The following is a 23,134-nucleotide window of genomic DNA, read 5'->3' as shown; positions in this document are numbered from 1 at the left end:
TTTCTCATAAATTTGTCAATAGCCTCTAGGCCAGGGCAGAATATCTTGATTTTTCAGCATCAGCAGGCCAAAATGACGGCAGAAGAGTGGAGAACGTTTTCACAATGACGGTCGGAATCAAGGATGTCGCTCGACTCGCCGGCGTCTCGCCTGCAACCGTGTCGCGCGTGCTGGCCGGCCGTGCGGTGGATTCCGACATGCAGGAACGCGTATTGGCTGCGGTGAAATCGACCGGTTACCGGCCGAACCTCTCGGCCCGCCGCCTGCGCTCCCAGCACAGCAATACGATCGGCCTGATCGTGGCCGATATCCGCAACCCCTTCTTCACCGCGGTGAGCCGCACCATCGAGGATGTCGCCTATGCCCGCGGCATGCGCGTGATCCTGTGCAACACCGACGAGGATCCGGCGAAGGAGGAGATGTATCTGCGCCTGATGCAGGAGGAGCGCGTCACCGGCGCGATCCTCGCGCCAACGCGGCGCGGGGTGGAGAAGGTGGATGCCATCCCGAAGGATTTCCCCATCGTCCTGATCGACCGCGCCGGTACGTCCAGACAGCATGATAGCGTGTTGCTGGACAATCATGCGATGGCTGCGTTGCTCGTCCGGCATCTCCATGAGCAGGGATATCGCCGGATCGCCGGCCTGTTCGGTGCCGCCAGCACAACCGGCGCGGAACGCCGGGCGGGCTATGAGCAGGCGATGGCCCAGCTCGGGCTCGATCCCGAAGCGGTGCTGGTCGATCATGCCCCTGGCGCCGCGGAAGCGGCCGTGGCCCGGCTGCTGCAGGCGACCAGCCGGCCCGAGGCGCTGATCGCGAGCAATGGCGTGATGTTGACCCGCGTCCTGCACGCGGTACGCGACATGGGGCTCGTGATTCCCGGCGACGTCGCGCTGGCTGGCTTCGACAACGAACCCTGGATGGAACTGGTCGGCGACGGGCTCACCGTGATCGAGCAGCCGGTTGCCGAGATCGGTCGCACCGCGATGACGATGCTGCTCGACCGGCTGGACCATCCCGATGCTGCCGCCCGCCGCATCGTGCTGGACGGGCGCTGCCTCGTGCGCGGATCCAGCACGCCGATCCGCCGAACCAGCGCAGCAGCCTGAAGGACGCCAGGAGATGAAACCCCCGATCGGCCGTGACACCCGGCTATGCATGTCGCTCTCGGCCCGGCCCGGCAATGCCGGATCCTACCTGCACAATCATCTCTACGAGGCGCTGGGCCTCGACTATGTCTATAAAGCCTTCAGTACCACCGATCTGGCGGCGGCCGTGGCTGGCATCCGCGCGCTCGGCATCCGCGGCTCGGCGATCTCGATGCCGTTCAAGGAAGCGGTGATACCGCTCCTGGACGTGCTGGAGGATTCCGCCAGGGCGATCGAGAGCGTCAACACGATCGTCAACGATGACGGGCGGCTGACCGGTTACAATACCGACTATACTGCCGTGCGGACGCTGCTCGCGCGCCATGCGGTGGATCCCGCCACGCCATTTCTGCTTCGCGGAAGCGGCGGCATGGCCAAGGCCGTCGTCGCCGCGTTGCGCGATTCCGGTTTCAGGCATGGCACGCTGGTTGCGCGTAATGCCGATGCCGGTCGGGCGCTGGCGGCGCTCTACGGTTATGACTGGCGTGCGGACCTGCCTGCGGAAGGCGCCGGCCTGCTGATCAACGTGACGCCGATCGGCATGGAAGGACCGGACCGCGACGGCTTCGCCTTCCCGCCAGCGCTGATCGCCGCCTGCACCGTCGCCTTCGATGTCGTTGCCCAGCCCGCGGAGACGCCTTTCATCCTGGCGGCGCGCCAGCAGGGCAAGCGGATCATCTCGGGCGCCGAAGTGATCGTGCTGCAGTCGATCGAGCAGTTCGTGCTATATACGGGCGTCCGCCCCTCAGGGGATCAGATCCGCGCCGCGGCGATCTTCGCCCATGGGCCGGGGATCGCCGCCGCGCTCGGCTGACGATTCGCCGAACGCTACGCCTCATCCAGTTCCGCGATGATGCGGCCGGCCTCGGCGAAGGCGGTGTTGGCCGCCGGCACGCCGGCATAGATGGCGGTCTGCATCAGCACCTCCTTGAGCTCGTCGCGGGTAAAGCCGCCGCGCGCAAGGCCGGCGCGGACGTGCAGGCCGAACTCCTCCCAACGGCCGAGGCTGGCGGTGATGGCGACGACGAGCAGGCGGCGGGTGCGATCATCGAGGCCCGCTCGGCTCCATATCTCCTGCCATGCGATGCGGGTGATCATCGCCTGGAACTCGGCATTGAACGGCGTGCGATTGGCCAGCGACCGATCAACCCAGGCATCGCCGAGCACGCGCCGCCGATTGGCGAGGCCCGCCTCGAAGAGTGTCTCCGCCGCCTCGCGGACCGGAGCTTCGCCGAGCAGAGTATCGCGCAGCGCGGCGGCGAGCGCAGCGGGCGCCTCGATCGGCGGCAGATGGGCGGAAGCGAGTGCGACGTGGCGCGCGTCGGGCAGAGCCGCGAGCAGCCGGTCGCCATGGCCCGCGAAAGGCGTCGAGACATCGGCATCGCCGGTGACGACCAGCGCAGGCACCGAAATCGCGCCGAGCCGGCCGTCCAGCGCCATGTCACGGATCGCGGCGCCGGCGCCGGCATAGCCGGCGTCTGCCTGGGCGGCGATCGCGCGGCGCAGGCTGTCGGCGATCTCGGCATGGCTCGCCGCGAAAGCGGGGGAGAGGAAGCGGCCGATCGCCATGTCGGCGATGGCGGCAGTGCCCTCGTTCCGTACCGTGGCGATGCGCGTCTCCCACGATGCGCGGTCCATCGCGGCCGAGGTGCAGATCAGGGCGAGCGCGGAGACGCGATCGGGATGATCGAGCGCGAGCTGCATCGCCATCATGCCGCCGAGCGAGACGCCGGCGACCGGTGCCCGCGCGATGCCCGCGGCGTTCATCACCGCCGCGACGTCCGCCGCCAGCATGGGAAGCGTATAATCGCCGTCCGGCGCATCGGATGCGCCATGGCCCCGCGTGTCGATCCGCAGCAGGCGGAAGGCCCGCAGGAGATACGGCAACGCGGCGTCCCACAGGCTCATGTCGGTGCCGATCGAGTTCAGCAGCACGAGCGGCGGGCGCTCCTCCGCTCCCTCGAGCCGCCAATAGAGGCGGACGCCGTCGCGCTCGGTAAAAGCCATTCAATCCTCCTCGCGACCGGCATTTTCGCTGCCCAGCAGCTGCGCGACGATCGCCGCGCTTTCGCCGATGTCGGTGCCCAGTCCACTCGCGGCGAGATTGCGCGCAATCGCCGCCTCGTCGATCTCCAGCCCCTCGGTGACGGTGGCGAGTGCATCGGCCGAGCCTGCGGCGAGCAGGAACAGATCGGCGATCGCCGGACCCTCCGCCTGCCAGCCGCCAATGCCCCGCTCCTCTTCGGCCGGGAGGCCGGCGAGAATGCCGGCCACCAGCCCTGGCGCGCGCAACGCGGCCGAAAGCGCGACCTGGCAGCCTGTGGGATTGCGCTTATGCGCCATCGCCGAGGAGCCGCCCCGCCCCGCTATCGCCGGCTCGCGTGCTTCGCCGATCATATTCTGAGCAAGCAGCGTGACGTCCCGCGCCACCTTGCCGAGCGCGCCGATGGTGATGCCCAGCGCCCCCGCGATGCCCGCGATGCCGCCGCGCCGGGCATGCCAGGGCGGCGCGGCCGGAAGGCCGAGCGCAGTGGCGAGGCGGCGGGCGATCGCCTCGCCACTGCCTGCGAGACCGGCGCGCGTGCCGGCCGCGCCGCCGAATTGCAGCACCGCGTGCGCGGCGACCTCCGCCTCTATCCGCCGTGCGCCGTCCGCGACGCCCGCCGCGCCCTGGGCGAGGCGCAGACCGAAGCCGATCGGCAGCGCATCCTGAAGCAAGGTCCGGCCCAGCGCGGGCGTGTCGGCATGGCGCCGTGCCTGGTGATCGAGCGCGGCCACGATGCGTGCGAGATCGGCTGCGAGCAGCGCCGCCGCCTCGCGCAGCTGCAGCATCAGCACCGTATCGGCGAGATCCTGGCTGGTCGCGCCGCGATGCACAGCCTCGGCCGCGGGGCCGGCCAAGGCGGCGCGCAGATGTTTCACCAGCGGAATGGCAAGCGTTCCCGCCAGCGCCGCCTCCTCGGCCAGCGCGGCGGGATCGAGCACGAGCGAGCGGCAGGCCGCGCCGATCGCGTCTGCGGACGCCCGGTCGATCAGTCCCTCCGCTGCCTCGGCGGCGGCCAGCGCCGCCTCGAAGGCGAGCGCATGGCCGATCGTTCGATCGTCGGCGAAGATCGCCAGCATCGCCGGCGTTGCCGCCGGGCGGGAGCGCAGCCAATCGCTCATAGATCGAAGAAGACCGTTTCCCCCTCGCCCGAGAGGATGATGTCGAGCCACCAGCTCCCATCGGCGCGGCGGGTGGCGATCAGCGTGTCGCGCCGCTCCTCGGGAACGAGGCCGAGCACCGGATCGAAGTCATTGCCTTCGCCGTCGGAGAAATAGAGGCGCGTCGCCAGCCGCTTGAGGACGCCGCGGCCGAAGACCGACAGTGCGATGTGTGGTGCCTGCAGGCTGTTGCCCGGCCCCGGTACCCGGCCCGGACGGATGGTACGGAAACGATAGACGCCGTCCTCGCCGGTCGATGCGCGGCCGAAACCCACGAAGTGCGGATCGGGCGCCACTTCGTCGCGTGCATCGTCCGGGCTCGCATAGCGGCCGGCGGCATTGGCCTGCCAGATCTCGATCATCGCATCCGGCACGGCCTCGCCCGCCCCGTCGAGCACGCGCCCGGCGATCTCGATCGCCTCACCGGTGGGCGTACCGGTGGGAGACGAGAGGTTCAGCACATAATGGTCTTCCGGAAACAGCTCCGGCCGGGCGCCCATGTCGGACTTGCCGATGAGGTCGGCGCCGCCTTTCCAGGGCAGGCCATAATGGAAGAACGGACCGACCGTCTGCGAGGGCGTCTGACCGAACAGTGCCGCATCCTGATTGTCCGCCCGGGATGCGGGGTTGCGGGATTCCAGGTCGCTCATCACGCTTCCTCCTCGAGCGGCGTCGCGTCGCGTCCCTTGAGCACGATGTCGAACCGATAGCCAAGCGCCCAATTGGGCTCGGTGATGCCGATATCGAAACGGCAGACCAGGCGATCGCGATAGGGCATCGGTACGGCATTCGCGATCGGATCGATCTCGATGAGCGGATCGTCCGGAAAATAGAGTTGGGTGACGAGCCGGGTGGCATAGGCCGGACCGAGCAGCGAAAGGTGGATATGCGCCGGCCGCCAGGCATTGCGATGATTGCCCCAGGGATAGGCGCCGGGCCGGATGGTGACGAAGCGATAGCGCCCTTCCCCGTCCGTGACCACGCGGCCGGCCCCGGTGAAATGGGGATCGAGCGGCGCATCCCACTGATCCTTGCCATGGATGTAGCGGCCGGCGGCGTTGGCCTGCCAGATCTCGATCACCGTATGGGGAACGGGCCGCCGAGCCTCGTCGAGCACGTGCCCGGTGACGATGATGCGCTGGCCGAGCGGCGCGCCCTCGTGCTGGGTGGTGAGATCGGCGAGCGCGGAGCCCATCAGGCGGTCCCAGCAGCCTGCCGGGCCGGTCACCTCGGTCAGTGTCTGGGGAATGCGGACCAAAGGCAGCGAGGGGCTGCGCAGCACGGTGGAGCGATAGTCGGGAAACCGCGAGGGCGGCGCCCCCGCATCGTCATGGGCATAAGCGAGACTGTCGGTCATGGTCGGTCCTCTGAGGATGGGGCGCCGGACTATGCCGTGCTTGCCGGACGATCTTAGCCGCAGCGATCCGATTGGACATGATCGGGCGAACATAATAATTGGACGATCCAACAGACATTTTCCGTGGAAAGGCTTCGCGCCATGCCTTCCCGTCCGGCGACCATTCCGACCTTTTACCTCTATGGGGAGCCAGACAGGCTGGTCGCCCAGGGCTTTGTACACCTCGAAAACCTCGACGACCGCACTCGCCCGAGCGAATGGACGATCCAACCGCACGCCCATGCGGAGCTCAGCCATGTCTTCGTGGTCAACGAGGGCGGCGGGGCATTGCGCGCGGAGGCAGGCGAGATCGGCTTCTCGGCGCCCTGCCTGCTGCTGGTACCGGCGGGCGTGGTGCATGGTTTCGGCTGGTTTGCTGAATCGAGCGGCTGGGTACTGACCCTCGCCGGCAGCTATCTGTCGGACCTGCTGCAGCGCAACCCCGATCTCGCCATGCTTTTCAAGGAGCCATGTGCCGTGGCGCTGGATGAGGCGCTGATCGGATCCGTTGAGGCCATTCTTGCCAATCTCAGCCGGGAGTTGGGCTGGGCCGCGCCCGGCCATCGCGCGGCGGTGGAAGCCGCGCTGCTCTCCCTGATGGTGATTGCGCGCCGCCAGCTCGGGGCTGCGGAGGGTGGCTACGCTTTGGCGGAGCCATCGCACCATGCGGCGATCGTCGCACGGCTGCGCGAACGGATCGAGCAGCGCTTCCGTCTGCGTGAGCCGGTCTCGGCTTATGCCGCCGCGCTCGGCGTCAGCGCCACCGCCTTGCGCGTCGCTTGCTCGCGCGTCGCGGGCGCCTCGCCGACGGCCTTGCTCGATCAGCGTGCGCTGCTTGAGGCGAAACGCGCGCTGCTCTACTCCAACCTATCCGTCGCCGAGATCGGCTATTCGGTCGGCATGGTCGATCCGGCTTATTTCTCGCGCTTCTTCGCCCGTCATGTCGGCCGCTCCCCCAAACGCTACCGTGAGGAGAGCGTATCGGCACGACGGGCGTAGAGATCAGCGCACCGCGCTATGCGATGGTCGGAACGATACCCCCCTCGGTGCGCACCGCCGCGCCGTTGGTAGCTGCCGCCAGCGGGCTGGCGAGGAAGGCGACCATCGCCGCTACCTCTTCCGCCTCGATCAGCCGGCGGATCAGCGACAAAGGCCGCAATTCGGAGAAGAAGGCCGCTTCGCGCTCCGCCTCCGGCGCTTCCTTGTCGGATACCACCGAACGGATGAAATCGACGATGCCTTCCGAACGGGTAGGCCCCGGCATCACCGAGTTGACGGTGACGCCCGTGCCCCGCGTCTGCTCGGCGAGGCCGCGCGCAATGGCGAGCTGTGCCGTCTTGGTCATGCCGTAATGGATCATCTCGCCCGGGATCACGAGCGCGCTTTCGCTGGCGATGAAGATGATCCTGCCCCAGTTCTTCGCCAGCATGCGCGGGAAATAGTGGCGCGCCAGCCGGGCGCCGCTGACCACGTTGACCTCGAAGATATGATGCCAGTCCTCGTCGCCGATTTCGGTAAAGGGCCGCGCCTCGTAGATGCCGAGATTGTTGACGAGAATATCGACGTCCGGGACCGCCTCGATCAGTGTCGCCGCGCCGGCCGCGGTGGCAGGGTCGGCGAGAATGGCGGTGACGCGGCCGGCCTGCGCCACGCGCTCGGCGGCGGCATCCAGTTTCTCCTGGCTGCGGCCGGTGATGACGACCTCCGCTCCTTCTGCGGCCAACCGCTCGGCGATGGCGAGGCCGATGCCTGCCGTCGAACCGGTGACGAGCGCCTTCTTGCCTGCGATGTTCAGATCCATGACCAACTCCCTTGCTGTGGCCCTGAGCTAGGCATGCGGCGGATTGATGAGTAGATGGCAACGCATCATCATTGAAGTGATCGAAAGTCATCAATGCCATGGACAATCGGCTGGGCGACATGGAGATGTTCCTGACCGTGGCCCGCGAAGGCAGCTTCGCCTCCGCGGCGCGCGCATTGCGCCTGACGCCGTCGGCGATCAGCCGGGCGATGGCCCGGCTCGAGGCGCGGCTCGGCGTCCAGCTCATCCGGCGCACGACGCGCGCGCTGACGCTCACCCATGAGGGCGAGCGCTATCGCGATCGCGTCTCCGGGCTGCTGGCGGACATCGACGCGATCGAACGCGGCATCGGCGAAGAGCGGATCGAAGCGCGCGGGCCCTTGCGCGTCAACGCTTCGGTGCCGTTCGGCGTCCATTGCCTGCTGCCGATCCTGCCGCGCTTCCTCGATGCGCATCCCGGAATCACGCTGGAGCTGGAACTCACCGATGCCGTCGTGGACCTGGTCGAGGAGCGCGCGGATATCGCCATCCGCATCGGGCCGCTGCGCGATTCCACATTGCGCGCGCGCAAGATCGGCCACAGCCGGATGGTCGTCGTTGCCAGCCCGGACTATCTCGCAAAACATGGCGAACCGCAGGTGCCGGCGGATCTGGATCGTCACCGCTGCCTACGCTTCACCTTCCGCCGGTCCATCGACAGCTGGCCGTTCCGCGTGGGCGGCAGGATCGTCCAGCGTCCCGTCGAAGGCGGCTTTTTCGGCAATTCGGGCGAGGTGGTGCGTCAGATGGCCGCGGCAGGCGGCGGTATCGCGAGGCTGGGGAGTTTCCACGTCGCCGCGGATCTGCGCGCCGGCCGTCTGGTCGAGCTGCTCCACCCCTTCCATCCGGGCGACGGGGAGGACGTCCACATTCTCTACGCCGGTGGCCCCCGTCCGGCCCCCCGTGTCAGCGCCTTCCTCGATTTCGTGCGGGACCATGTCTCGCTGGAATGAGCGCCCCGCTCAGCGCCTGCGATCGCGGCGCATCCGCCGCACCGACGCATCGAACAGCATGCGCGCCGCGCCGCCGCTTTTCGAAATGCGTTGGGCATCGCTCACGCATTGCTGCCGCACAGCATCGGACAGCATGATCTGATCGCCCTGCATCGCCTGCGAAAGCATCTGCACCTGCGCGGCGCGCTCGACGATCCACAGCAGCATGAAGGTGGAGGGAATGTCGGGCCCGCAGACCGCGACGCCATGGTTGCGCAGCACCAGCACGTCCTTGTCGCCCAGCGAGGCGAGCATGCGGCCTTTCTCTTCCGCATAGAGGGTGATCCCCTCGAAATCATGATAGCCGATCCGGCCGGTGAGCTGTGCGCCGTAGAAATTGTCGTGGCTGAAGCCCTGCGCCTTGTTGGCCACCGCGGACATGGCGAGCGTGTGGGCATGGGCGACGCAGATAGCGTCGGGACGATTGGCATGGATCACGCCGTGCAGCGCAAAGCCCGCCGGATTGGCCTTGTAGCCATTGTCCTCGACCAGCCGGCCCTCGGTATCGACCTTCACCAGCATCCGCGGTTCGATCTCGTCATATCCGAGGCCGAACGGGTTGACGAGATAGTGATGATCAGGCCCCGGTACACGAACGGAAATATGATTGAATATAATTTCGTCCCAGCCGAAATATTCGACGAGATGATAGAAATCGGTAAGATCGCTACGCAGCTGCGCTTCTTCGCTGGAGATATCGAGGGGATTGCGCAGGTTCATCATATCTTCTCCGGAAGGGTGCTTGCAGCGGAGCGATAGCGGGCGAGTTCGACGATGGCCCGGCTTATCGGCAGATCGAGGCCGATCGCGGCGGCAAGCTCGAATACGGCATCGGCGATCGAATCCAGTTCCAGCGGACGGCCCGCGCGATAATCCTCGAGCATCGATGTGCGGAAGGCGCCTGCCTGCCGTCCGCGATCGAGCATCTCCGTGCGGGTCAGCGGCGGTCGTGCATCATAGCGGCCGGCCACGCGCCAGACCTCGTCGAGAATGGTGGAAACGACGGGCTCCAGATGCGGATCGGAACAGAGCTGGCCGAGATAGGCCCCGCTCACCACCGAAAGCGGATTGGTGGCGAGATTCAGCGCCACCTTGGTCCAGACATCGTCGCGGATCCGATCACTGACACTGGTTTCTATGCCGGCGGCCGACAGCTCCGCGGCGAGCGCGGCGATACGGTCCGATGACCGACCATCGATCGCACCCAGGATCAGCCGCTGATTGCGCGTGACGCGCACGCATGCGGAATCGACGATCATCGCGGTCGTATAGACGACGCTTCCTGCAATCTGCCCGGGCACGAAGCGGCGCAGAAGCGCACCCTGCGGATCGACGGCCCGGACCGGGCGGGCCCCTGCTCCGCCGTCGAGCGGAAACCACCAGGGAATGCCATTGACCAGCGGCACGATTAGCGTGTCCCGATCGATGGAGTCGGGAAGCGTCGCGACAGCGTCGCTTATCGTGGCCGCTTTCAGGGCGAGAAACAGCACATCGCATCGGACCAGCGGCAGCTTTTCCACGATGCGCGGCCTTGCCTCGATCCGCGCGCCCGCCTCGACGCAGGTGATGCCGTCGGCGGCAAGGGCGTCGCGGCGCTGTCGCTTGCGCACTACCAGCGATACGTCATGCCCCGCATGGGCGAGCCGCGCCGCAAGGGCGCAGCCGATCGCCCCAGCCCCGACTATGCCGGTACGCATGAGTCCAGCTCTTCGAGGCTGGCGGCGAACCGGTCGAGCTGAGTCTCGGCTAGGCCCGCGACGTTGATGCGCCCGTTGGGCGCGATATAGATGCCATGGGCCTCGCGCAGATGCATGATCTGTCCAGCGTCCAGCGGCAGGCTGGAAAAAAAGCCGTTCTGCTGCCCCAGCGGCACGAGATCGACGGGCCCGCGCCGGCCATGGGCCGCAAGCGCGGCGCGCAGGGAACGTACGCGTGTGCGCATCTCGCCGAGTTCCTCTCGCCATGCCCGCGCCAGCGCGGGGGATTGCAGGATCGTCCGCACCACGGCCGCACCATGATCCGGCGGCATGGAATAGTTCGCCCGCGCCAGCGCGAAAAGATTGGACATGGCCAATTCCACCCCGAGGCCGCTGCCGACGACGAAGAGGGCGCCGGTCCGCTCGCGATAGAGCGCGAAATTCTTGCTGCAGGAATAGGCGATCAGCGCGGCCGGCACCTCTTCCAGCAGAGCCCGCAGGCCTGCGGCATCCTCGTCGAGCCCATGGCCGAAACCGTGATAGGCCATGTCGACGACCGGCAGCAGCCCCTTGCGCGCGCATTGGACGCCGATTTCGCGCCACGTTTCCAGATCGAGGTCGATGCCCGTGGGGTTGTGGCAGCAGCCGTGCACCACGATCACGTCGCCTTGCCTGGCCTGTGCGACGGCATCGCCGAGCGCGGCACCGTCCACCCGCTGCGTGGCGGGATCGACGTAACGAAAGGTGCGCGTCTGCAAGCCGGCGGCCGCGAACAGGGGAAGATGGTTCGCCCAGGTCGGCAATCCGAACCAGACGGTCCGATCCCGCCTCTCGAGCGCCAGCAGGTCCGCGGCGAGCCGTAGCGCCCCCGTCCCACCGACGCTCTGAACGCCGGCAATATCGAGGGCGCGCGGCAGAGTGCCGAAGAGGATCGGCTGCAGTGCGGCCACGAAATGACGATCCCCCTCGATGCCGAGATAGCCTTTGCTCGCCTGCTCGGCCAGAAGCTGCTGCTCGGCCAGCTTGACGACACGCATCACCGGCGTGCCGCCCTCCGCATCGCGATAGACGCCGATCCCGAGATCGATCTTGTCCGTTCGTCGATCGGACGCGAAGGCGTCGATGATCGCAAGGATCGGATCCCTCGGCTCTGCGGACAAGGTGGCGAAATACATAATGTCTCCCGTAGGATATGCGTTTCACCTCTTAGCGCCGGACGGAAGCACGGTGCGTGCGAAATCGGGGTTTCCGCCTGCATGGACGCAACCATCGTGCGCATGAAAGCTAAAATCGCGCACCGACGATGCATCTGCCTCCCAATTGGCGGCAACGACTCATTGACGGTCCGCGAAATGCGCGCAAATCTCCCCGGTCTATGGCGACCTCATCCGATGCGACCCAGCTCGATTCCTACGACCGCAAGATCCTTGCGGAGCTGCAGGAGGACGGCAGTCTCGGCCCGGTCGAAATCAGCGCGCGGATCAATCTTTCCGCATCGCAATGTTCACGGCGCATGCAGCGCCTGCGTGACCGCGGCCTGATCGATCGCACGGTGGCGATCCTCGATCGCGAAGCGCTCAAGCTCGGCATCTCGGCGATCATCCTGGTGCGGCTCGGGTCGCATTCGGCAGAGAATGAGCGGCTTTTTCTCGAACGGATCGAAAAGCTGCCCGAGGTCGTCGCCTGCCATTACGTCACCGGCGATCTGGATTTTATCCTGCATGTCGTGACCAGGGATTTGGTCAGCTACGAGGAGTTGTTGAGGAAGAATTTGCTGACGGGGGCAGAGGTCAGTGCCTGCCGGTCCAACATCATATTGCGAACCACCAAAGAAACGACATCATTGCCCCTGCATTTTGCTTAAGCACGACATCGGCCGATCCGGAGCGGTGATTGTTCGGGATCGGCAAGCAGCCGGATATGCGGAGAGCGGTCGAGCGCGCAGCGGGCGCCCGGTGCGATCCGGCGGGCACTCAGAAGGATCGCAGCCCCGTCTAGGCGATGCCGCCCGGATACCCGTTCGTGAGCGCCATCACAGCGGGCGCCCGCATGCACGATGCATCGCGCGGCAGCTTCACCGCTACCGTCCGACCAGCTAGGCTGCACCAAAGGAGAGAATGATGCCGCGCAAACCGCTTCGTCCCGAAACCCTGGCCCTGCACGCCGGTTGGCGAGCCGATCCGACGACGGGCGCCGTGGCGCCGCCCATCTACCAGACCACCTCTTATCAGTTTCGCGACACCGAACATGCCGCGAACCTGTTCGCGCTGAAGGAGCTCGGCAACATCTACACGCGGATCATGAATCCGACGACGGACATATTGGAGCAGCGGCTCGCCGCGCTCGACGGCGGCGCAGCGGCGCTGGCGGTCGCCTCCGGTCAGGCGGCTTCGGCGTTCGCGGTCCAGAATCTCGCCCGCGCCGGCGACAATATCGTGAGCTCCACCGATCTTTATGGCGGCACCTGGAACCTGTTCGCCAACACGCTGCGCGATCAGGGCATCGAGGTGCGATTCGTCGATCCCGCGGATCCCGACGCTTTCGCCCGCGCCACCGATGCGCGCACCCGGGCTTATTATGGCGAGACGCTGGCCAATCCGAAGCTCGCCGTCTTCCCCATCGCGGAAGTCGCCGCGATCGGCCGTCCGCTCGGCATCCCGCTGATCGTCGACAACACCGCCGCGCCGCTGCTCGCCCGCCCGCTGGACCATGGCGCGGCAATTCTGGTCTATTCGACGACCAAATATATCGGCGGCCATGGCACCTCGATCGGCGGTGCGATCGTCGACGGCGGCACTTTCGACTGGCAGGCGGTGCCTGAGCGCCAGCCTCAGCTCAACACGCCCGATGCCAGCTATCATGGCGCCGTCTGGGCCGAGGCGGCCAAGCCGCTCGGCCCGATCGCCTATATTCTGCGCGCCCGGGTCGTCCTGCTGCGCGATCTCGGCGCGGCGCTTTCTCCGTTCAACGCCTTCCAGGCGATCCAGGGGATCGAGACGCTGCCGCTGCGCATCGCCCGGCACAGCGAGAACGCCCAGGCCGTGGTCGATCATCTCCGCGAGCGGCCGGAGGTCGTTCGCGTCATCCATCCGTCGCAGCAGACCGGCCTGCTGCGCGAGCGGGCGGACCGCTATCTGCCGAACGGCTTCGGCGGCCTGCTGGGCTTCGAGCTCAAGGGCGGGCAGGAGGCGGGGCGCCGCTTCATCGATGCGCTCGAACTCTTCTATCATGTCGCCAATATCGGCGATGCGCGCAGCCTCGCCATCCATCCGGCGAGCACCACCCATTCCCAGCTTACGCCGGAAGATCGCCTCGCGACCGGCGTCTCCGACGGCTATGTCCGTCTCTCGATCGGCATCGAGCACATCGACGATATCCTCGCGGATCTCGATCAGGCGCTGGATGCGGCGGGCGGGGGGAATTAGGCTCGGGCCGGCCCGGATGCGACACGGACTTTCCTCGGGGTCGCATCGGCTATCTTGAGTCTCGCCGCATAGTGTCAGACCATCCGTGCATGGACCCGAATCGCGACTCGCGCCAGGCGGAGACAGGCCGCATCTCCTTCGAGGATTGGATGCGCATCACTGCGGCCTCTACATCCCGGCCCGCAGCGGATCCGACCGGCAGATCGGCGCGGCACGTGCGGCGGCTGATGACGCCGCTGGTCCCAGTCACGGCGACCTTGTGCGCCGCCGCGGCCTTCGTCGCCGCGATCATGCTCTGGCAATGAACGGGCGGGCCGCAGGGGATTGATGCAGGTCTTTTTCGGCGGCCCCGATCGGCCGGGACGCCTGCGTGATCTGTTGGAAGAGCGCATCGATGCGGTTCCTTCCGGCGGGGTGATACGCTGGGCAACCTATTATTTCCGCGACGAAAGGCTGGCGGCCTCCTTGATCCGCGCGCATCGGCGCGGCGTCCGCGTCCGCCTGGCGATCGAGGGCGCGCCACGGCTGCGCAACGCCAACCAGGCGGTGATCGCAATGCTGGCCGATTCGGTCGACGGCATTGGCGCCGGCATCGGGCTCGTCCACCGTGGCGCCTTCCGCCATCTGCACGAGAAGCTCTACTGCTTCAGCCACCCTGTCCCAACCGCCCTTATCGGATCGTTCAACCCATCCGGCAATGAACAGCCCGATCCGCGCGTCATCCGCGCCATTGGCGATCAGGACCGCGGGCACAATTATCTGGTCGCGTTGAACGGTCCGGTCGTCGCCCCGCTGATGACGCATGTCGATCTGCTCCACTCCCGGCTCCGGTCGATCGGACAGCGCTTTTCGCGGGCGCTCAATAGCCCGATCGAAGCATCAGAAATCGCGATCTATTTCTTTCCTCGTCGCAGCCACCCGCTTGATCGCATGCTCTCCGCGTTGCCAGCCGGCTCGCGGTTGCGGCTCGCCGTCTCGCATCTGCGCGATCCGGGCATGGCGCGGCGGCTGATCGCGCTCGCGCGGCGCGGCGTCCGCGTCGAGCTGCTGACCGAGGCGACCGAACGCCGCGTGCCCCGGCGGATCGAGCGGCGCATCGCGGCAGGCGGTATCGGCTTCACCCGCTATCGCCATCCCGAGGAGCTGCCGATGCACAGCAAGTTTCTGCTGGCCGACGGGCCGGACGGGCGCTGGACGGGTTTCGGCAGCCTCAATCTCACGCTCACGTCGCGCTGGCTCAATCACGAGATCTTCGCCGTCAGCCGCGATGCCGCTCTGTTCGATGCCTTCGCCGGGCGGTGGGATGAGATGCTGGCGGAGCAGGCCGGAGGATATGCAGGGCCGTGAAGGATCGGATAGCCTTTCTCTTCCTGGGCGAGACGCTGCTGATCCCGCACCTCTATCCCATCGTCGAGGCGCTCTCTGCCGCCAGCGACGTGCCGATCGATCTGTGGGTGAGCACCAGCACGCATGAGGCCTTGCTCTCCGCCTGGCTGCCGTCCCTGCCCCGGCCCACCGCCCGGATCCGGCGCGCGCCGGGTTTCCGCGTGCAGACCGCCGACAGCATGACGCTCGATCTGCCGCCCAAGCTGCCGATGCTCGCACGGCTGATTCCCGCGATGCTGCGGACGTCGGTGGTCGTCTGCGCGGAACAGACCAGCCTGTGGCTGCCGACGCTGCTGCCCCTGCCCTGCCGCTTCGTGAAGACCTCCCATGGCGTCGGATCGATGAGTGCGCGCGACGACCGCCGACGCAGGAGCCCCTGGCTGACGCTGGTGCCCAGCGAGCGCGAGCGGCAGACCTATCTGGACCGGGGCTTCGCGCCGGACCGGATCCTGGCGACGGGCTATGTCAAATCCGCCTTCCGCCAGCGCAGCCAGCCGGCCTTGCCCTTCGCCGAACCGCGCCCGGTGCTGCTCTACACGCCGCACTGGCAGGCGCACCGCTCCTCCTGGCCGCTCTGGGGAGCCGGGGTCGTCCGCATGCTGGCGGCACAGGATCGTTTCAACGTGATCCTCGCGCCCCATCAACGCCTGATCGAAAATGCGCCCGAGATCCGGCCGCTGCTGGCCGAAGTGGCCGGGCTGCCGCACGTCCACGCCGATCTGGACAGTTTCGCGATGATCGACGGCAGCTACACCGCGGCGGCCGACATCTATCTCGGCGACACCTCCAGCCAGGTGATAGAGTTCCTTGCTCGTCCGCGGCCCTGCGTCTTCCTCAATGCGCAGAATGCCGCCTGGCGCGGCGATCCCTCCTATGCCCAATGGGCCTGCGGCGAGGTGATAGAGGAGCCGGACCAGATATTTGCCGCGCTGATGCGGGCGAGCGAGAGCCACCCGATCTACCGCGCCGCGCAGGAGGCTTATGCGCGCGCGTCGCTGGGCGATACGGAAGGGGGAGCGCCCGCCCGCGCCGCCGCGGCGATACTGGACGCGCTCGGCGGCAGGCTGCCCCGGTCGCCCGCCATCGCCAAAGCATCTTGAAAGGCCGCGGCGCGCCAGCCATCTGCTCGACCAAATCGATTGGAGGAGATGGAAGATCACCATGACGACCACGACCGACTCTGCGCCGGAGACCCGCTCGTTCGAGGCCGATGTCGCCAGGCTGCTGCACCTGATGGTGCATTCGGTCTATTCGGACAAGGAGGTGTTCCTGCGGGAGTTGATCTCGAACGCAGCCGACGCGTGCGAGAAACTCCGCTACGAGGGGCTCAGCGACCCTGCCCTGCTCGGCGATGACGGCCAGCCGCGGATCACCGTGACGCTGGACGCGGACAAGCGACAGCTCGTCGTCGAGGATAATGGAATCGGCATGAGCGAGGTCGAGCTGGCCGAAGCGCTCGGCACCATCGCCCGTTCCGGAACCCGGGCATTCATGGACAGGATCGCCGCGTCGAAGGATGCGGAGGGAAGCCAGCTCATCGGGCAGTTCGGCGTCGGTTTCTATTCGGCTTTCATGGTCGCGGATCATGTCGACGTCGTTTCGCGCCGCGCGGGCAGCGAGGGCGCGGCCCGCTGGTCGTCGGACGGGCTCGGTACCTACACCATCCAGGCGATCGACACGGATGAGGCCCCGGCCCGCGGCACGCGCGTCATCCTCCACCTCAAGGAGGACGCGGCCGGCTATACCCAGCCGTACACCGCCGAGCACAGCGTCAAATCCCATTCCGGCCATGTGCCCGTGCCGATCTTCCTGCGTGACACGCCCGATGCGGAGCCGCGGCAGATCGCCGACGGCGCGGCGCTGTGGACGAAGCCGCGCAGCGAGATCACGGCCGAGGAATATAAGGATTTCTATCGCAGCGTGGCTGGCCAGTTCGACGAGCCGGCACTGACCCTCCATTATCGCGCCGAGGGTCTCCACGAATATTCGGTGCTCGCCTTCGTGCCGGAGACGCGCCCGTTCGATCTGTTCGATCCCGATCGCGGCGGTCGGATGAAGCTCTATGTCCGCCGCGTCTTCATCACCGACGAGGCGCAGATCCTGCCGCGCTATTTGCGGTTCGTGCGCGGCCTGGTCGATTCCGCGGATCTGCCGCTCAATGTCTCGCGCGAGATGATCCAGGAAAGCCCGGTGCTCGCCGCGATTCAGAAAGGCGTTTCCAACCGCGTCCTCGCCGAGCTCGAGAAGCTGTCGTCCAACGACACCGAGCGCTATCTCAAGATCTGGGACAATTTCGGCGCGGTGCTCAAAGAGGGGCTCTACGAGGATTTTGCCCGCCGCGAGACGCTGCTCTCGCTTGCCCGCTTCAAGACGACGGCGTCCGGCGAAGGCTGGCGCTCGCTCAAGGATTATGCCGCCGGCCTCAAGGACAATCAGACCGCCATCTATTATGCCACCGGCTCGGATCTCGACCGCCTCGCCAAGTCGCCGCAACTCGAGGGCTTCCGCGCGCGCGGCATCGAGGTGCTGCTGCTGACCGATCAGGTCGACAGCTTCTGGGTCACCGCCGGCGCCGACTATGAAGGCAAGCCGTTCAAATCGGTGACGCAGGGTCTCGCCGATCTCGGCCTGATTCCCCTCCCCGAGGGCGAGGCGCCGGCAGCCGCCTCGGAAGAGGTGGGCGCTTTCATCGCTTATGTGAAGACGGTGCTCGGCGATGCCGTGTCGGACGTGCGTGCATCGGAGCGACTGACCGACAGCGCCGTCTGTCTCGTCGCATCGGAGCAGGGCATGGATCGGCAGCTGGAGAAGCTGCTGGCCAATGCCGGCCGGCTCGGCTCCGCGACCAAGCCGGTGCTGGAGATCAATCCGCGCCACGCGCTGATCACCCGCCTCGGCGTGCTGGGCGAAGAAGCCGCGTCGCTGCGTGAGGATGCCGCCCATCTGCTGCTGGACGAAGCGCGCATCGCCGACGGCGAATTGCCTGCCGATCCTTCTGCCTTCTCGGCACGACTGGCGCGCGTGATCGGCAAGGCGGCGGGTTGACGACCACCCGTCCCTGAACAGACGAAGCGGCGGTCGGCCTGGAGACCGCCGCTTCGAATATATCCGTCAAACAGGCTTGGTCAGCCTTGGTCGAGTGGGCGCCAGTCGTCCGGGCCGTAGCGTACGAGCGGCTGACCGCAACGCTTGCAGGTAGCGTGCAGATCGCCCTTCACATGGCGGACGCGCTGCCGATCCACCTTGTGATTGCCTCGGCTACAGGCGCCCAATGGCCCGATCAGTCGTCTTACGAATTCCATAGGATCCTCTGGTCGAGGGCCCCACGCCCTCTTGCCGGCCATAGCAGACCAACTGGCCCGCCCTTAGCCGAAACCATTCTCAATCCAACGTTAATTTTTCCATATGTCCAATATCGGTTTCATACGGCAAAGAGGATTTAACGTCCTTGAAAAACTGGAACTATCCGGGCTGCGCTGATGAGGCGGCTTCGGTTCAGCGCCCCGTAAACCGCGGCTGGCGCTTCGCCTTGAAGGCACGGACGCCCTCTCGATAATCGTCGTTGCGGCCGAGCAGCCGCTGTTCGTCGCGTTCGAGATCGAGTTGCGCATCGAGCGTCCTGTCCCACGCGCTGCGGACTGCACCACGGATCGCTACCAGCGCGGACGTGGGCGCAGCAGCAAGGCGCCGGGCGAAAGACTCCACCTCCGCATCGAACTCGGCGTCGGGCACGGCCTTCCAGATCATGCCCCAATCCGCCGCCCGGCGCGCGTCGATCGGATCGCCCGTCATCGCGAGGGCAAGTGCCCTCGGCTGGCCGACGAGATGAGGCAGTGTCCAGGTCCCGCCGCTGTCGGGCATGAGCCCGATGCGGGCGAAGGACTGGATGAAGCGGGCGCTCTCCTTCGCGATCACGATGTCGCCGAGCAGCGCGATGTTCGCACCCGCGCCAGCCGCCACTCCATTGACCGCGCAGATCAGCGGAAATGGCAGCGCCACCAGCCGGCGGACCAACGGATTATAATATGTCTCGATGTTCGCGCCGAGATCGAGCGGCGCATCGCCGTCCACGTCACGCTCGCCCAGATCCTGTCCAGCGGAAAAGGCACGGCCGGATCCGGTCAGCAGCATCACGCGAACGTCTCGCCGCGCTTCGAGCATGTCCAGAATCTCCAACAGGCGTTCGTGCAGCTCCACCGTTAAGGCGTTGAGCCGATCCGGACGATTGAGCGTGACGCGGGCGATCCCCTGTTCCATGGCCAGCAGCACCGGCTGATCCGGACCGTCGACCCGCATTCATCTCCTCCTCTTCCTGAGCGCATCTTCAATTGCCGGACGGTCGGCGGCTAGAGCATCGTGCGGAGAAGCGGAAACCGGTCTTCCGCGCAAAGGATGCGACCACAAAGGCTTAGAGCAAGCTGTGCGATTCACAGATCGCGCAGATTGCTCTGGAAATGCGGGATCCCAAACCGGAGCGTTTCCGCCCGGTACGGCAACGTTTCAGACGACAGAGCCGCCGGTCTCGGGGAGAGGGACCGACGGCTCCTTCAAACGCCGACGGGCAAAATCCCGGCAGCTGCGACGCTGGAGCGATTTCGAAGCAGCTGGCTCGGAAATCGCGGTAACGGAAAGACTAAGGGTGGTTGATCCGATGGAGTCCGATCAACTGCCTTAGAATTTAAAGCGGGCACCCGCCGTGAAGGCCCGGCCGATGAAATCATAGACGGCGATATTGGTCGGCAGGTTCACGCCGGGAACCGTGCCCGGTATCAGCGGCGGTTTCTTGTCGAACAGATTGTTGATGTTGCCGAATAGCTCGAAATTGCCATTGCCGTGCGGCACGGTGAAACGGATGGCGAGATCGGTATACCAGACCGGCTTCACATGATCGTCAACGAAATACACCTTCGTCGTCTGGCCGGGAATATCGAGCCGCATCTTGCCGATATATTGCTCGCCAATCGTGACGCCGAACGGCCCGTTCGAATAGTCGATCGTTAGATTGCCGCGCCAGCGGGGGTAACCCGCCGGATTGCTGCCTACCACGCTGACGCCCGCATAATGGGCGATTGGCGCGCCGGCATATTGCTGGCTGTCGAATTTGAAGAGGTAATTGGCATAAAGGCGGACGCCGAGTGCCCCATTGCCCAATGGAGTCCGATAGCTGGCGTCGATATCGAGACCCGCAGTTTTGAGGAATGCGATGTTGCGCGGCAACAGCGTAATGAGGGAAGGCAGGCTGGTTGCCGTCTGGCGCGAGATGTAGCCACACTCCGCCACGCCTGAACCGCCCGCCTGGTAGCAATTAGTGATGATCTGCTGTGCCGACAAACTGTCGATCAGATTATCGACCTTGATACGATAATAGTCGACCGAAAGAGAGAAACCACGGAAGAAGGAAGGAGTCACCACCCCACCGATGGTCAGGGTCTTGGCCTTCTCCGGCTTTAGATCGGGATTGCCGACGGTGACGGTGTTGACGTTCTGATTGAGACCGCTTCCGTAGATCAAGTTTCCGTTAGGATCCTTGATAGCGATGTCGTTGACGATGCCGATACCGCTTTGTGGTCCGGCATAGAGCTCGAACAGGTTGGGAGCACGGATGTCACGCGACAGGTTGGCCCGCAGCAGCAGATCGTCGACCGGCTTCCATGTCGCGCCCACTTTCCAAGTCTTCACCGTGCCAGATGTAGAATAGTCGGTAATGCGACCGGCACCGTTGATACCCAATTCTCGGAAGAAGGGCTTATCCTTCAAGATCGGTACGCCGATCTCGATATAACCTTCCTTTACGTTCAATTTACCGTTGGCCGGACCGACGTTGGTCAACCAAAACGCGGAAGCCGTGGGAGGTACGCCGCGCAAGCCATTGAAATAGGAGTCGTGATCCGCCGTGGATAGAAGGATAGTCGTGTCTGCATTGGACGTCAGATTGAGCGACTGATGACGATACTCACCACCGACAGCGAAATCTACTGGACCAGCCGGCAGATCAAACAGGCTGCCACTCAGATTGATCGCAAATGCATCCTGCCGGATCGTCGCCCGATAACGCGATGTACCAGTCGCATAGGCATAGCCTTCGGGTGTCGATTTCGAAGGATCGCCATGCAGCACGTCAAGCGGTTTGCACCCGGCATATTGGCTGGCCAGCGTAGGATCGAGAAGGACGCGGCAGGTGACTTGTCCCGTCGAAGGATCGACCACCGCATCGACGGCAGCATAGAGCTTGTTGTTATCGTAAAGGCCGGAATTGGCCATCGTGTGGGTGGAACTGCCGTGCGAATAGGTAGCCGACCAATTGAACCGGCCGAGCGTACCGTTCAGGCCGGCAGTCGCCATCCAATAATCGGTGCGCTCCTTGGCTACGGGCTTGGGCTGTCCCGCATCATATTGGCCCACCCGAAGATAATCATTGGTGGTTGGCAAAGACGCGTCGAGCGCAGACGACAAATAGGGGTTGCCCTTGTAAATCTGGACATACTCCGATGAAGGGACGAGGCCGTTGACCTGCGTTACATAACGCATGTCCGTGCGAGACCAAGTGCCTTGGACATACGCCGTGATGTCGTCGGTCAGCTTATAACTCGCTCGACCGAAGGCCTGGTAGGTTTTCATCGGGGAAATGGCGGTTCCGTCGTTTGGAATGGTATAACCGTCGCCGCCAGACTGAAAGCCCGTCGTGCCCACGGCAGTGCCCGTGTTGAAGGGGCGTGTGCTACCGTCGCTGTTGATCACCTGTCCGACGAATGGATTGCCCGTAACGCTGGATGCGACGATGCGACCGCTCGGCGCTAAGGCGGAAATCCGGATATCGGAACCGATCGTATAGGGGTTCAACTGACCGCCCGGATTGCAGGCTGTTGGAATAGTCGTGGTGTTCACGCAACCAATGACGCTACCGACATAAGTGTAACCCTTCGTCGCGAAATCGCGATCGTTGCGCTGCATGCCGTCATTGTTCGAATATTCGCCGCTGAGCAGCAGGTGGCCGCGGCCGCCGGTGAAGTCGGTGCCATAGGCGGCGCCGAGCCGCTGGTTGCCGGCATAGCCACGCTGCGCGACGCCGGCCTGGGCGACGCCCTTGATGCCCGTAAAATTCTTGTCGAGTACGAAGTTGACGACGCCTGCGACGGCGTCCGAACCCCATTGCGCCGAGGCGCCGCCGGTCACGACATCGACACGCTGCATCAGAAGCTGTGGCAGCACGTTGGTGTCGACCGTGCCGACATATTCCGTAGGCGAAACGCGCATCCCGTCGAACAGCACCAGCGTCCGCAGCGGCCCCTTCGGATTGGCGCTGGGGGTGCCAAGGCCACGAAGATTGAGGACGTTACCGTGAATCGGTGCATTCGAGAAGTTCAGAGCGGACTTGGATGGGCTGAGTGAATTGGTGAATTGGGGAAGCTTGTTGAGTGCGTCCGAAATGCTCGATGGCGTCGTCTTCACCAAATCTTCTGCCGTCGCGACGGTAACGGGTGTCGGTGCTGTATAGCCGTTCCGCACGATGCGCGAACCGGTGACGACGATATCGCCACCATTTGCCGATTTGGTGCTGTCGGACGTCTCCGCCGAAGCCTGCGATTTTGCGTCCTGCGCAGCGGCGTCCTGCTGCGCGTAAGCGGGCGCAGCGAGCGCGATCAGGCTTACGCCGGCTACGAATGCAGAAATAAAATGCGGTGCCATCGCACACCCCTCCCTGAAGCAACGCGGCGGCCGATCACGGCGAACGGGCCATTATTATCCTCGCGTGCACTTTTCTGTTAGAGCATTCTGCGACGCTGTCAACAAAATTTGCACGAAAGGGAAGTTTTGACGATTAGGGTGCAGTTCGGCTGTGCGCAGCATGTGCTGCCGCAGAAAGGCCCTATTTCAGCGAGCGGGGGTCTCGGCGCTCAGGAATATATTGACCTAGTGTGCAGAAATATGTGTTATCGCCATCAGGTCGGCCCAGGCAATCGGCCCGCAACAACGCCGCACCAACCGAACGAAATGCGGCGATACATGGAGATGCCGGTGAGCTGCCCCCAATGCCATCTCGATTGG

20 protein-coding genes are annotated in these 23,134 nt (G+C 65.3%); 10 read left to right on the top strand and 10 right to left on the bottom strand.

The features are described from left to right. Window positions 1–104 precede the first annotated feature (104 nt). Both GQY20_RS16575 and GQY20_RS16570 read left to right on the top strand, forming a co-directional pair. Window positions 105–1,109 (top strand): LacI family DNA-binding transcriptional regulator, encoded by a 1,005-nt coding sequence (locus GQY20_RS16575; RefSeq protein ID WP_157218206.1) that lies wholly within the window; start codon window positions 105–107, stop codon window positions 1,107–1,109. A 13-nt stretch (window positions 1,110–1,122) separates the two neighbouring features. Continuing rightward, on the top strand, window positions 1,123–1,962 hold the full coding sequence (locus tag GQY20_RS16570; RefSeq protein ID WP_157218205.1) for a shikimate 5-dehydrogenase: 840 nt from the start codon (window positions 1,123–1,125) through the stop codon (window positions 1,960–1,962). 14 nt (window positions 1,963–1,976) lie between these two features. On the opposite strand, the gene pcaDC is transcribed toward GQY20_RS16570, so the two are convergent. Genes pcaDC through pcaH form a run of 4 tightly spaced genes read right to left on the bottom strand, consistent with a single transcriptional unit; the run spans window position 1,977 to window position 5,709 of the window. Further along, window positions 1,977–3,155 (bottom strand): bifunctional 3-oxoadipate enol-lactonase/4-carboxymuconolactone decarboxylase PcaDC, encoded by a 1,179-nt coding sequence (gene pcaDC, locus GQY20_RS16565; RefSeq protein WP_157218204.1) that lies wholly within the window; start codon window positions 3,153–3,155, stop codon window positions 1,977–1,979. Beyond that, complete coding sequence (locus tag GQY20_RS16560; protein WP_157218203.1) at window positions 3,156–4,313, bottom strand: lyase family protein; 1,158 nt, start codon at window positions 4,311–4,313, stop codon at window positions 3,156–3,158. Next, window positions 4,310–5,002 carry a protocatechuate 3,4-dioxygenase subunit alpha gene (pcaG, locus tag GQY20_RS16555; protein WP_157218202.1) on the bottom strand — a complete coding sequence of 231 codons (693 nt, stop codon included), beginning with the start codon at window positions 5,000–5,002 and terminating at the stop codon, window positions 4,310–4,312. The genes GQY20_RS16560 and pcaG overlap by 4 nt, the downstream gene beginning before the upstream one ends. Beyond that, window positions 5,002–5,709 carry a protocatechuate 3,4-dioxygenase subunit beta gene (pcaH, locus tag GQY20_RS16550; RefSeq protein WP_157218201.1) on the bottom strand — a complete coding sequence of 236 codons (708 nt, stop codon included), beginning with the start codon at window positions 5,707–5,709 and terminating at the stop codon, window positions 5,002–5,004. Before pcaH ends, pcaG begins: the two co-directional genes overlap by 1 nt. A 141-nt stretch (window positions 5,710–5,850) precedes the next feature. On the opposite strand from pcaH, the gene GQY20_RS16545 reads away from it, so the two are divergent. Then, entirely contained in the window at window positions 5,851–6,747 is an 897-nt protein-coding gene (locus GQY20_RS16545) for a helix-turn-helix domain-containing protein (protein WP_157218200.1), read from the top strand. Between the two features lie 16 nt (window positions 6,748–6,763). Here GQY20_RS16545 and GQY20_RS16540 read toward each other — a convergent pair whose 3' ends face one another. Next, a complete protein-coding gene (locus GQY20_RS16540; RefSeq protein ID WP_157218199.1) occupies window positions 6,764–7,549 on the bottom strand; it encodes an SDR family NAD(P)-dependent oxidoreductase in 786 nt (261 codons plus the stop codon). Between the two features lie 98 nt (window positions 7,550–7,647). On the opposite strand from GQY20_RS16540, the gene GQY20_RS16535 reads away from it, so the two are divergent. Further along, window positions 7,648–8,541 (top strand): LysR family transcriptional regulator, encoded by an 894-nt coding sequence (locus GQY20_RS16535; RefSeq protein WP_157218198.1) that lies wholly within the window; start codon window positions 7,648–7,650, stop codon window positions 8,539–8,541. A gap of 9 nt (window positions 8,542–8,550) precedes the next feature. Here the strand turns inward: GQY20_RS16535 and GQY20_RS16530 are convergent, their stop codons facing one another. Genes GQY20_RS16530 through GQY20_RS16520 form a run of 3 tightly spaced genes read right to left on the bottom strand, consistent with a single transcriptional unit; the run spans window position 8,551 to window position 11,452 of the window. Beyond that, window positions 8,551–9,300 carry a class II aldolase/adducin family protein gene (locus GQY20_RS16530; RefSeq protein WP_157218296.1) on the bottom strand — a complete coding sequence of 250 codons (750 nt, stop codon included), beginning with the start codon at window positions 9,298–9,300 and terminating at the stop codon, window positions 8,551–8,553. Further along, window positions 9,300–10,277 (bottom strand): ketopantoate reductase family protein, encoded by a 978-nt coding sequence (locus tag GQY20_RS16525; RefSeq protein WP_157218197.1) that lies wholly within the window; start codon window positions 10,275–10,277, stop codon window positions 9,300–9,302. The genes GQY20_RS16530 and GQY20_RS16525 overlap by 1 nt, the downstream gene beginning before the upstream one ends. Further along, complete coding sequence (locus GQY20_RS16520) at window positions 10,262–11,452, bottom strand: aromatic amino acid transaminase (RefSeq protein WP_157218196.1); 1,191 nt, start codon at window positions 11,450–11,452, stop codon at window positions 10,262–10,264. The genes GQY20_RS16525 and GQY20_RS16520 overlap by 16 nt, the downstream gene beginning before the upstream one ends. A gap of 128 nt (window positions 11,453–11,580) precedes the next feature. On the opposite strand from GQY20_RS16520, the gene GQY20_RS16515 reads away from it, so the two are divergent. The 6 genes from GQY20_RS16515 to htpG all read left to right on the top strand — a co-directional run bounded on the left by GQY20_RS16515 (window position 11,581) and on the right by htpG (window position 18,133). Then, on the top strand, window positions 11,581–12,141 hold the full coding sequence (locus GQY20_RS16515; RefSeq protein ID WP_157218195.1) for an Lrp/AsnC family transcriptional regulator: 561 nt from the start codon (window positions 11,581–11,583) through the stop codon (window positions 12,139–12,141). 256 nt (window positions 12,142–12,397) lie between these two features. Next, window positions 12,398–13,702 carry an O-acetylhomoserine aminocarboxypropyltransferase/cysteine synthase family protein gene (locus GQY20_RS16510; protein ID WP_157218295.1) on the top strand — a complete coding sequence of 435 codons (1,305 nt, stop codon included), beginning with the start codon at window positions 12,398–12,400 and terminating at the stop codon, window positions 13,700–13,702. A gap of 89 nt (window positions 13,703–13,791) precedes the next feature. Beyond that, window positions 13,792–14,007 carry a hypothetical protein gene (locus GQY20_RS16505; RefSeq protein ID WP_157218194.1) on the top strand — a complete coding sequence of 72 codons (216 nt, stop codon included), beginning with the start codon at window positions 13,792–13,794 and terminating at the stop codon, window positions 14,005–14,007. A gap of 22 nt (window positions 14,008–14,029) precedes the next feature. After that, on the top strand, window positions 14,030–15,049 hold the full coding sequence (locus tag GQY20_RS16500) for a phospholipase D-like domain-containing protein (RefSeq protein WP_157218193.1): 1,020 nt from the start codon (window positions 14,030–14,032) through the stop codon (window positions 15,047–15,049). Beyond that, window positions 15,046–16,188 (top strand): hypothetical protein, encoded by a 1,143-nt coding sequence (locus tag GQY20_RS16495; RefSeq protein WP_157218192.1) that lies wholly within the window; start codon window positions 15,046–15,048, stop codon window positions 16,186–16,188. The genes GQY20_RS16500 and GQY20_RS16495 overlap by 4 nt, the downstream gene beginning before the upstream one ends. A gap of 61 nt (window positions 16,189–16,249) precedes the next feature. After that, window positions 16,250–18,133, top strand: a complete 1,884-nt coding sequence (htpG, locus tag GQY20_RS16490; protein ID WP_157218191.1) for a molecular chaperone HtpG — start codon at window positions 16,250–16,252, stop codon at window positions 18,131–18,133. Window positions 18,134–18,583: 450 nt separating this feature from the next. Here htpG and paaG read toward each other — a convergent pair whose 3' ends face one another. Both paaG and GQY20_RS16480 read right to left on the bottom strand, forming a co-directional pair. Further along, window positions 18,584–19,384, bottom strand: a complete 801-nt coding sequence (paaG, locus tag GQY20_RS16485) for a 2-(1,2-epoxy-1,2-dihydrophenyl)acetyl-CoA isomerase PaaG (protein ID WP_157218190.1) — start codon at window positions 19,382–19,384, stop codon at window positions 18,584–18,586. A gap of 375 nt (window positions 19,385–19,759) precedes the next feature. Beyond that, window positions 19,760–22,774 (bottom strand): TonB-dependent receptor domain-containing protein, encoded by a 3,015-nt coding sequence (locus GQY20_RS16480; protein WP_157218189.1) that lies wholly within the window; start codon window positions 22,772–22,774, stop codon window positions 19,760–19,762. Window positions 22,775–23,134 lie beyond the last annotated feature (360 nt).

The sequence above is a fragment of the Flavisphingomonas formosensis genome, from assembly GCF_009755815.1.
GTDB lineage: Bacteria > Pseudomonadota > Alphaproteobacteria > Sphingomonadales > Sphingomonadaceae > Flavisphingomonas > Flavisphingomonas formosensis.
This window is presented reverse-complemented; position numbering and strand designations above follow the sequence as displayed.

Bases quoted from the DNA above. Each gene is read 5' to 3' on its own strand.
- GQY20_RS16575 (WP_157218206.1), top strand. From the start codon at position 105: ATGACGGTCGGAATCAAGGATGTCGCTCGACTCGCCGGCGTCTCGCCT.
- GQY20_RS16570 (WP_157218205.1), top strand. From the start codon at position 1,123: ATGAAACCCCCGATCGGCCGTGACACCCGGCTATGCATGTCGCTCTCG.
- pcaDC (WP_157218204.1), bottom strand. From the start codon at position 3,155: ATGGCTTTTACCGAGCGCGACGGCGTCCGCCTCTATTGGCGGCTCGAG.
- GQY20_RS16560 (WP_157218203.1), bottom strand. From the start codon at position 4,313: ATGAGCGATTGGCTGCGCTCCCGCCCGGCGGCAACGCCGGCGATGCTG.
- pcaG (WP_157218202.1), bottom strand. From the start codon at position 5,002: ATGAGCGACCTGGAATCCCGCAACCCCGCATCCCGGGCGGACAATCAG.
- pcaH (WP_157218201.1), bottom strand. From the start codon at position 5,709: ATGACCGACAGTCTCGCTTATGCCCATGACGATGCGGGGGCGCCGCCC.
- GQY20_RS16545 (WP_157218200.1), top strand. From the start codon at position 5,851: ATGCCTTCCCGTCCGGCGACCATTCCGACCTTTTACCTCTATGGGGAG.
- GQY20_RS16540 (WP_157218199.1), bottom strand. From the start codon at position 7,549: ATGGATCTGAACATCGCAGGCAAGAAGGCGCTCGTCACCGGTTCGACG.
- GQY20_RS16535 (WP_157218198.1), top strand. From the start codon at position 7,648: ATGGACAATCGGCTGGGCGACATGGAGATGTTCCTGACCGTGGCCCGC.
- GQY20_RS16530 (WP_157218296.1), bottom strand. From the start codon at position 9,300: ATGAACCTGCGCAATCCCCTCGATATCTCCAGCGAAGAAGCGCAGCTG.
- GQY20_RS16525 (WP_157218197.1), bottom strand. From the start codon at position 10,277: ATGCGTACCGGCATAGTCGGGGCTGGGGCGATCGGCTGCGCCCTTGCG.
- GQY20_RS16520 (WP_157218196.1), bottom strand. From the start codon at position 11,452: ATGTATTTCGCCACCTTGTCCGCAGAGCCGAGGGATCCGATCCTTGCG.
- GQY20_RS16515 (WP_157218195.1), top strand. From the start codon at position 11,581: ATGCATCTGCCTCCCAATTGGCGGCAACGACTCATTGACGGTCCGCGA.
- GQY20_RS16510 (WP_157218295.1), top strand. From the start codon at position 12,398: ATGCCGCGCAAACCGCTTCGTCCCGAAACCCTGGCCCTGCACGCCGGT.
- GQY20_RS16505 (WP_157218194.1), top strand. From the start codon at position 13,792: ATGGACCCGAATCGCGACTCGCGCCAGGCGGAGACAGGCCGCATCTCC.
- GQY20_RS16500 (WP_157218193.1), top strand. From the start codon at position 14,030: ATGCAGGTCTTTTTCGGCGGCCCCGATCGGCCGGGACGCCTGCGTGAT.
- htpG (WP_157218191.1), top strand. From the start codon at position 16,250: ATGACGACCACGACCGACTCTGCGCCGGAGACCCGCTCGTTCGAGGCC.
- paaG (WP_157218190.1), bottom strand. From the start codon at position 19,384: ATGCGGGTCGACGGTCCGGATCAGCCGGTGCTGCTGGCCATGGAACAG.
- GQY20_RS16480 (WP_157218189.1), bottom strand. From the start codon at position 22,774: ATGGCACCGCATTTTATTTCTGCATTCGTAGCCGGCGTAAGCCTGATC.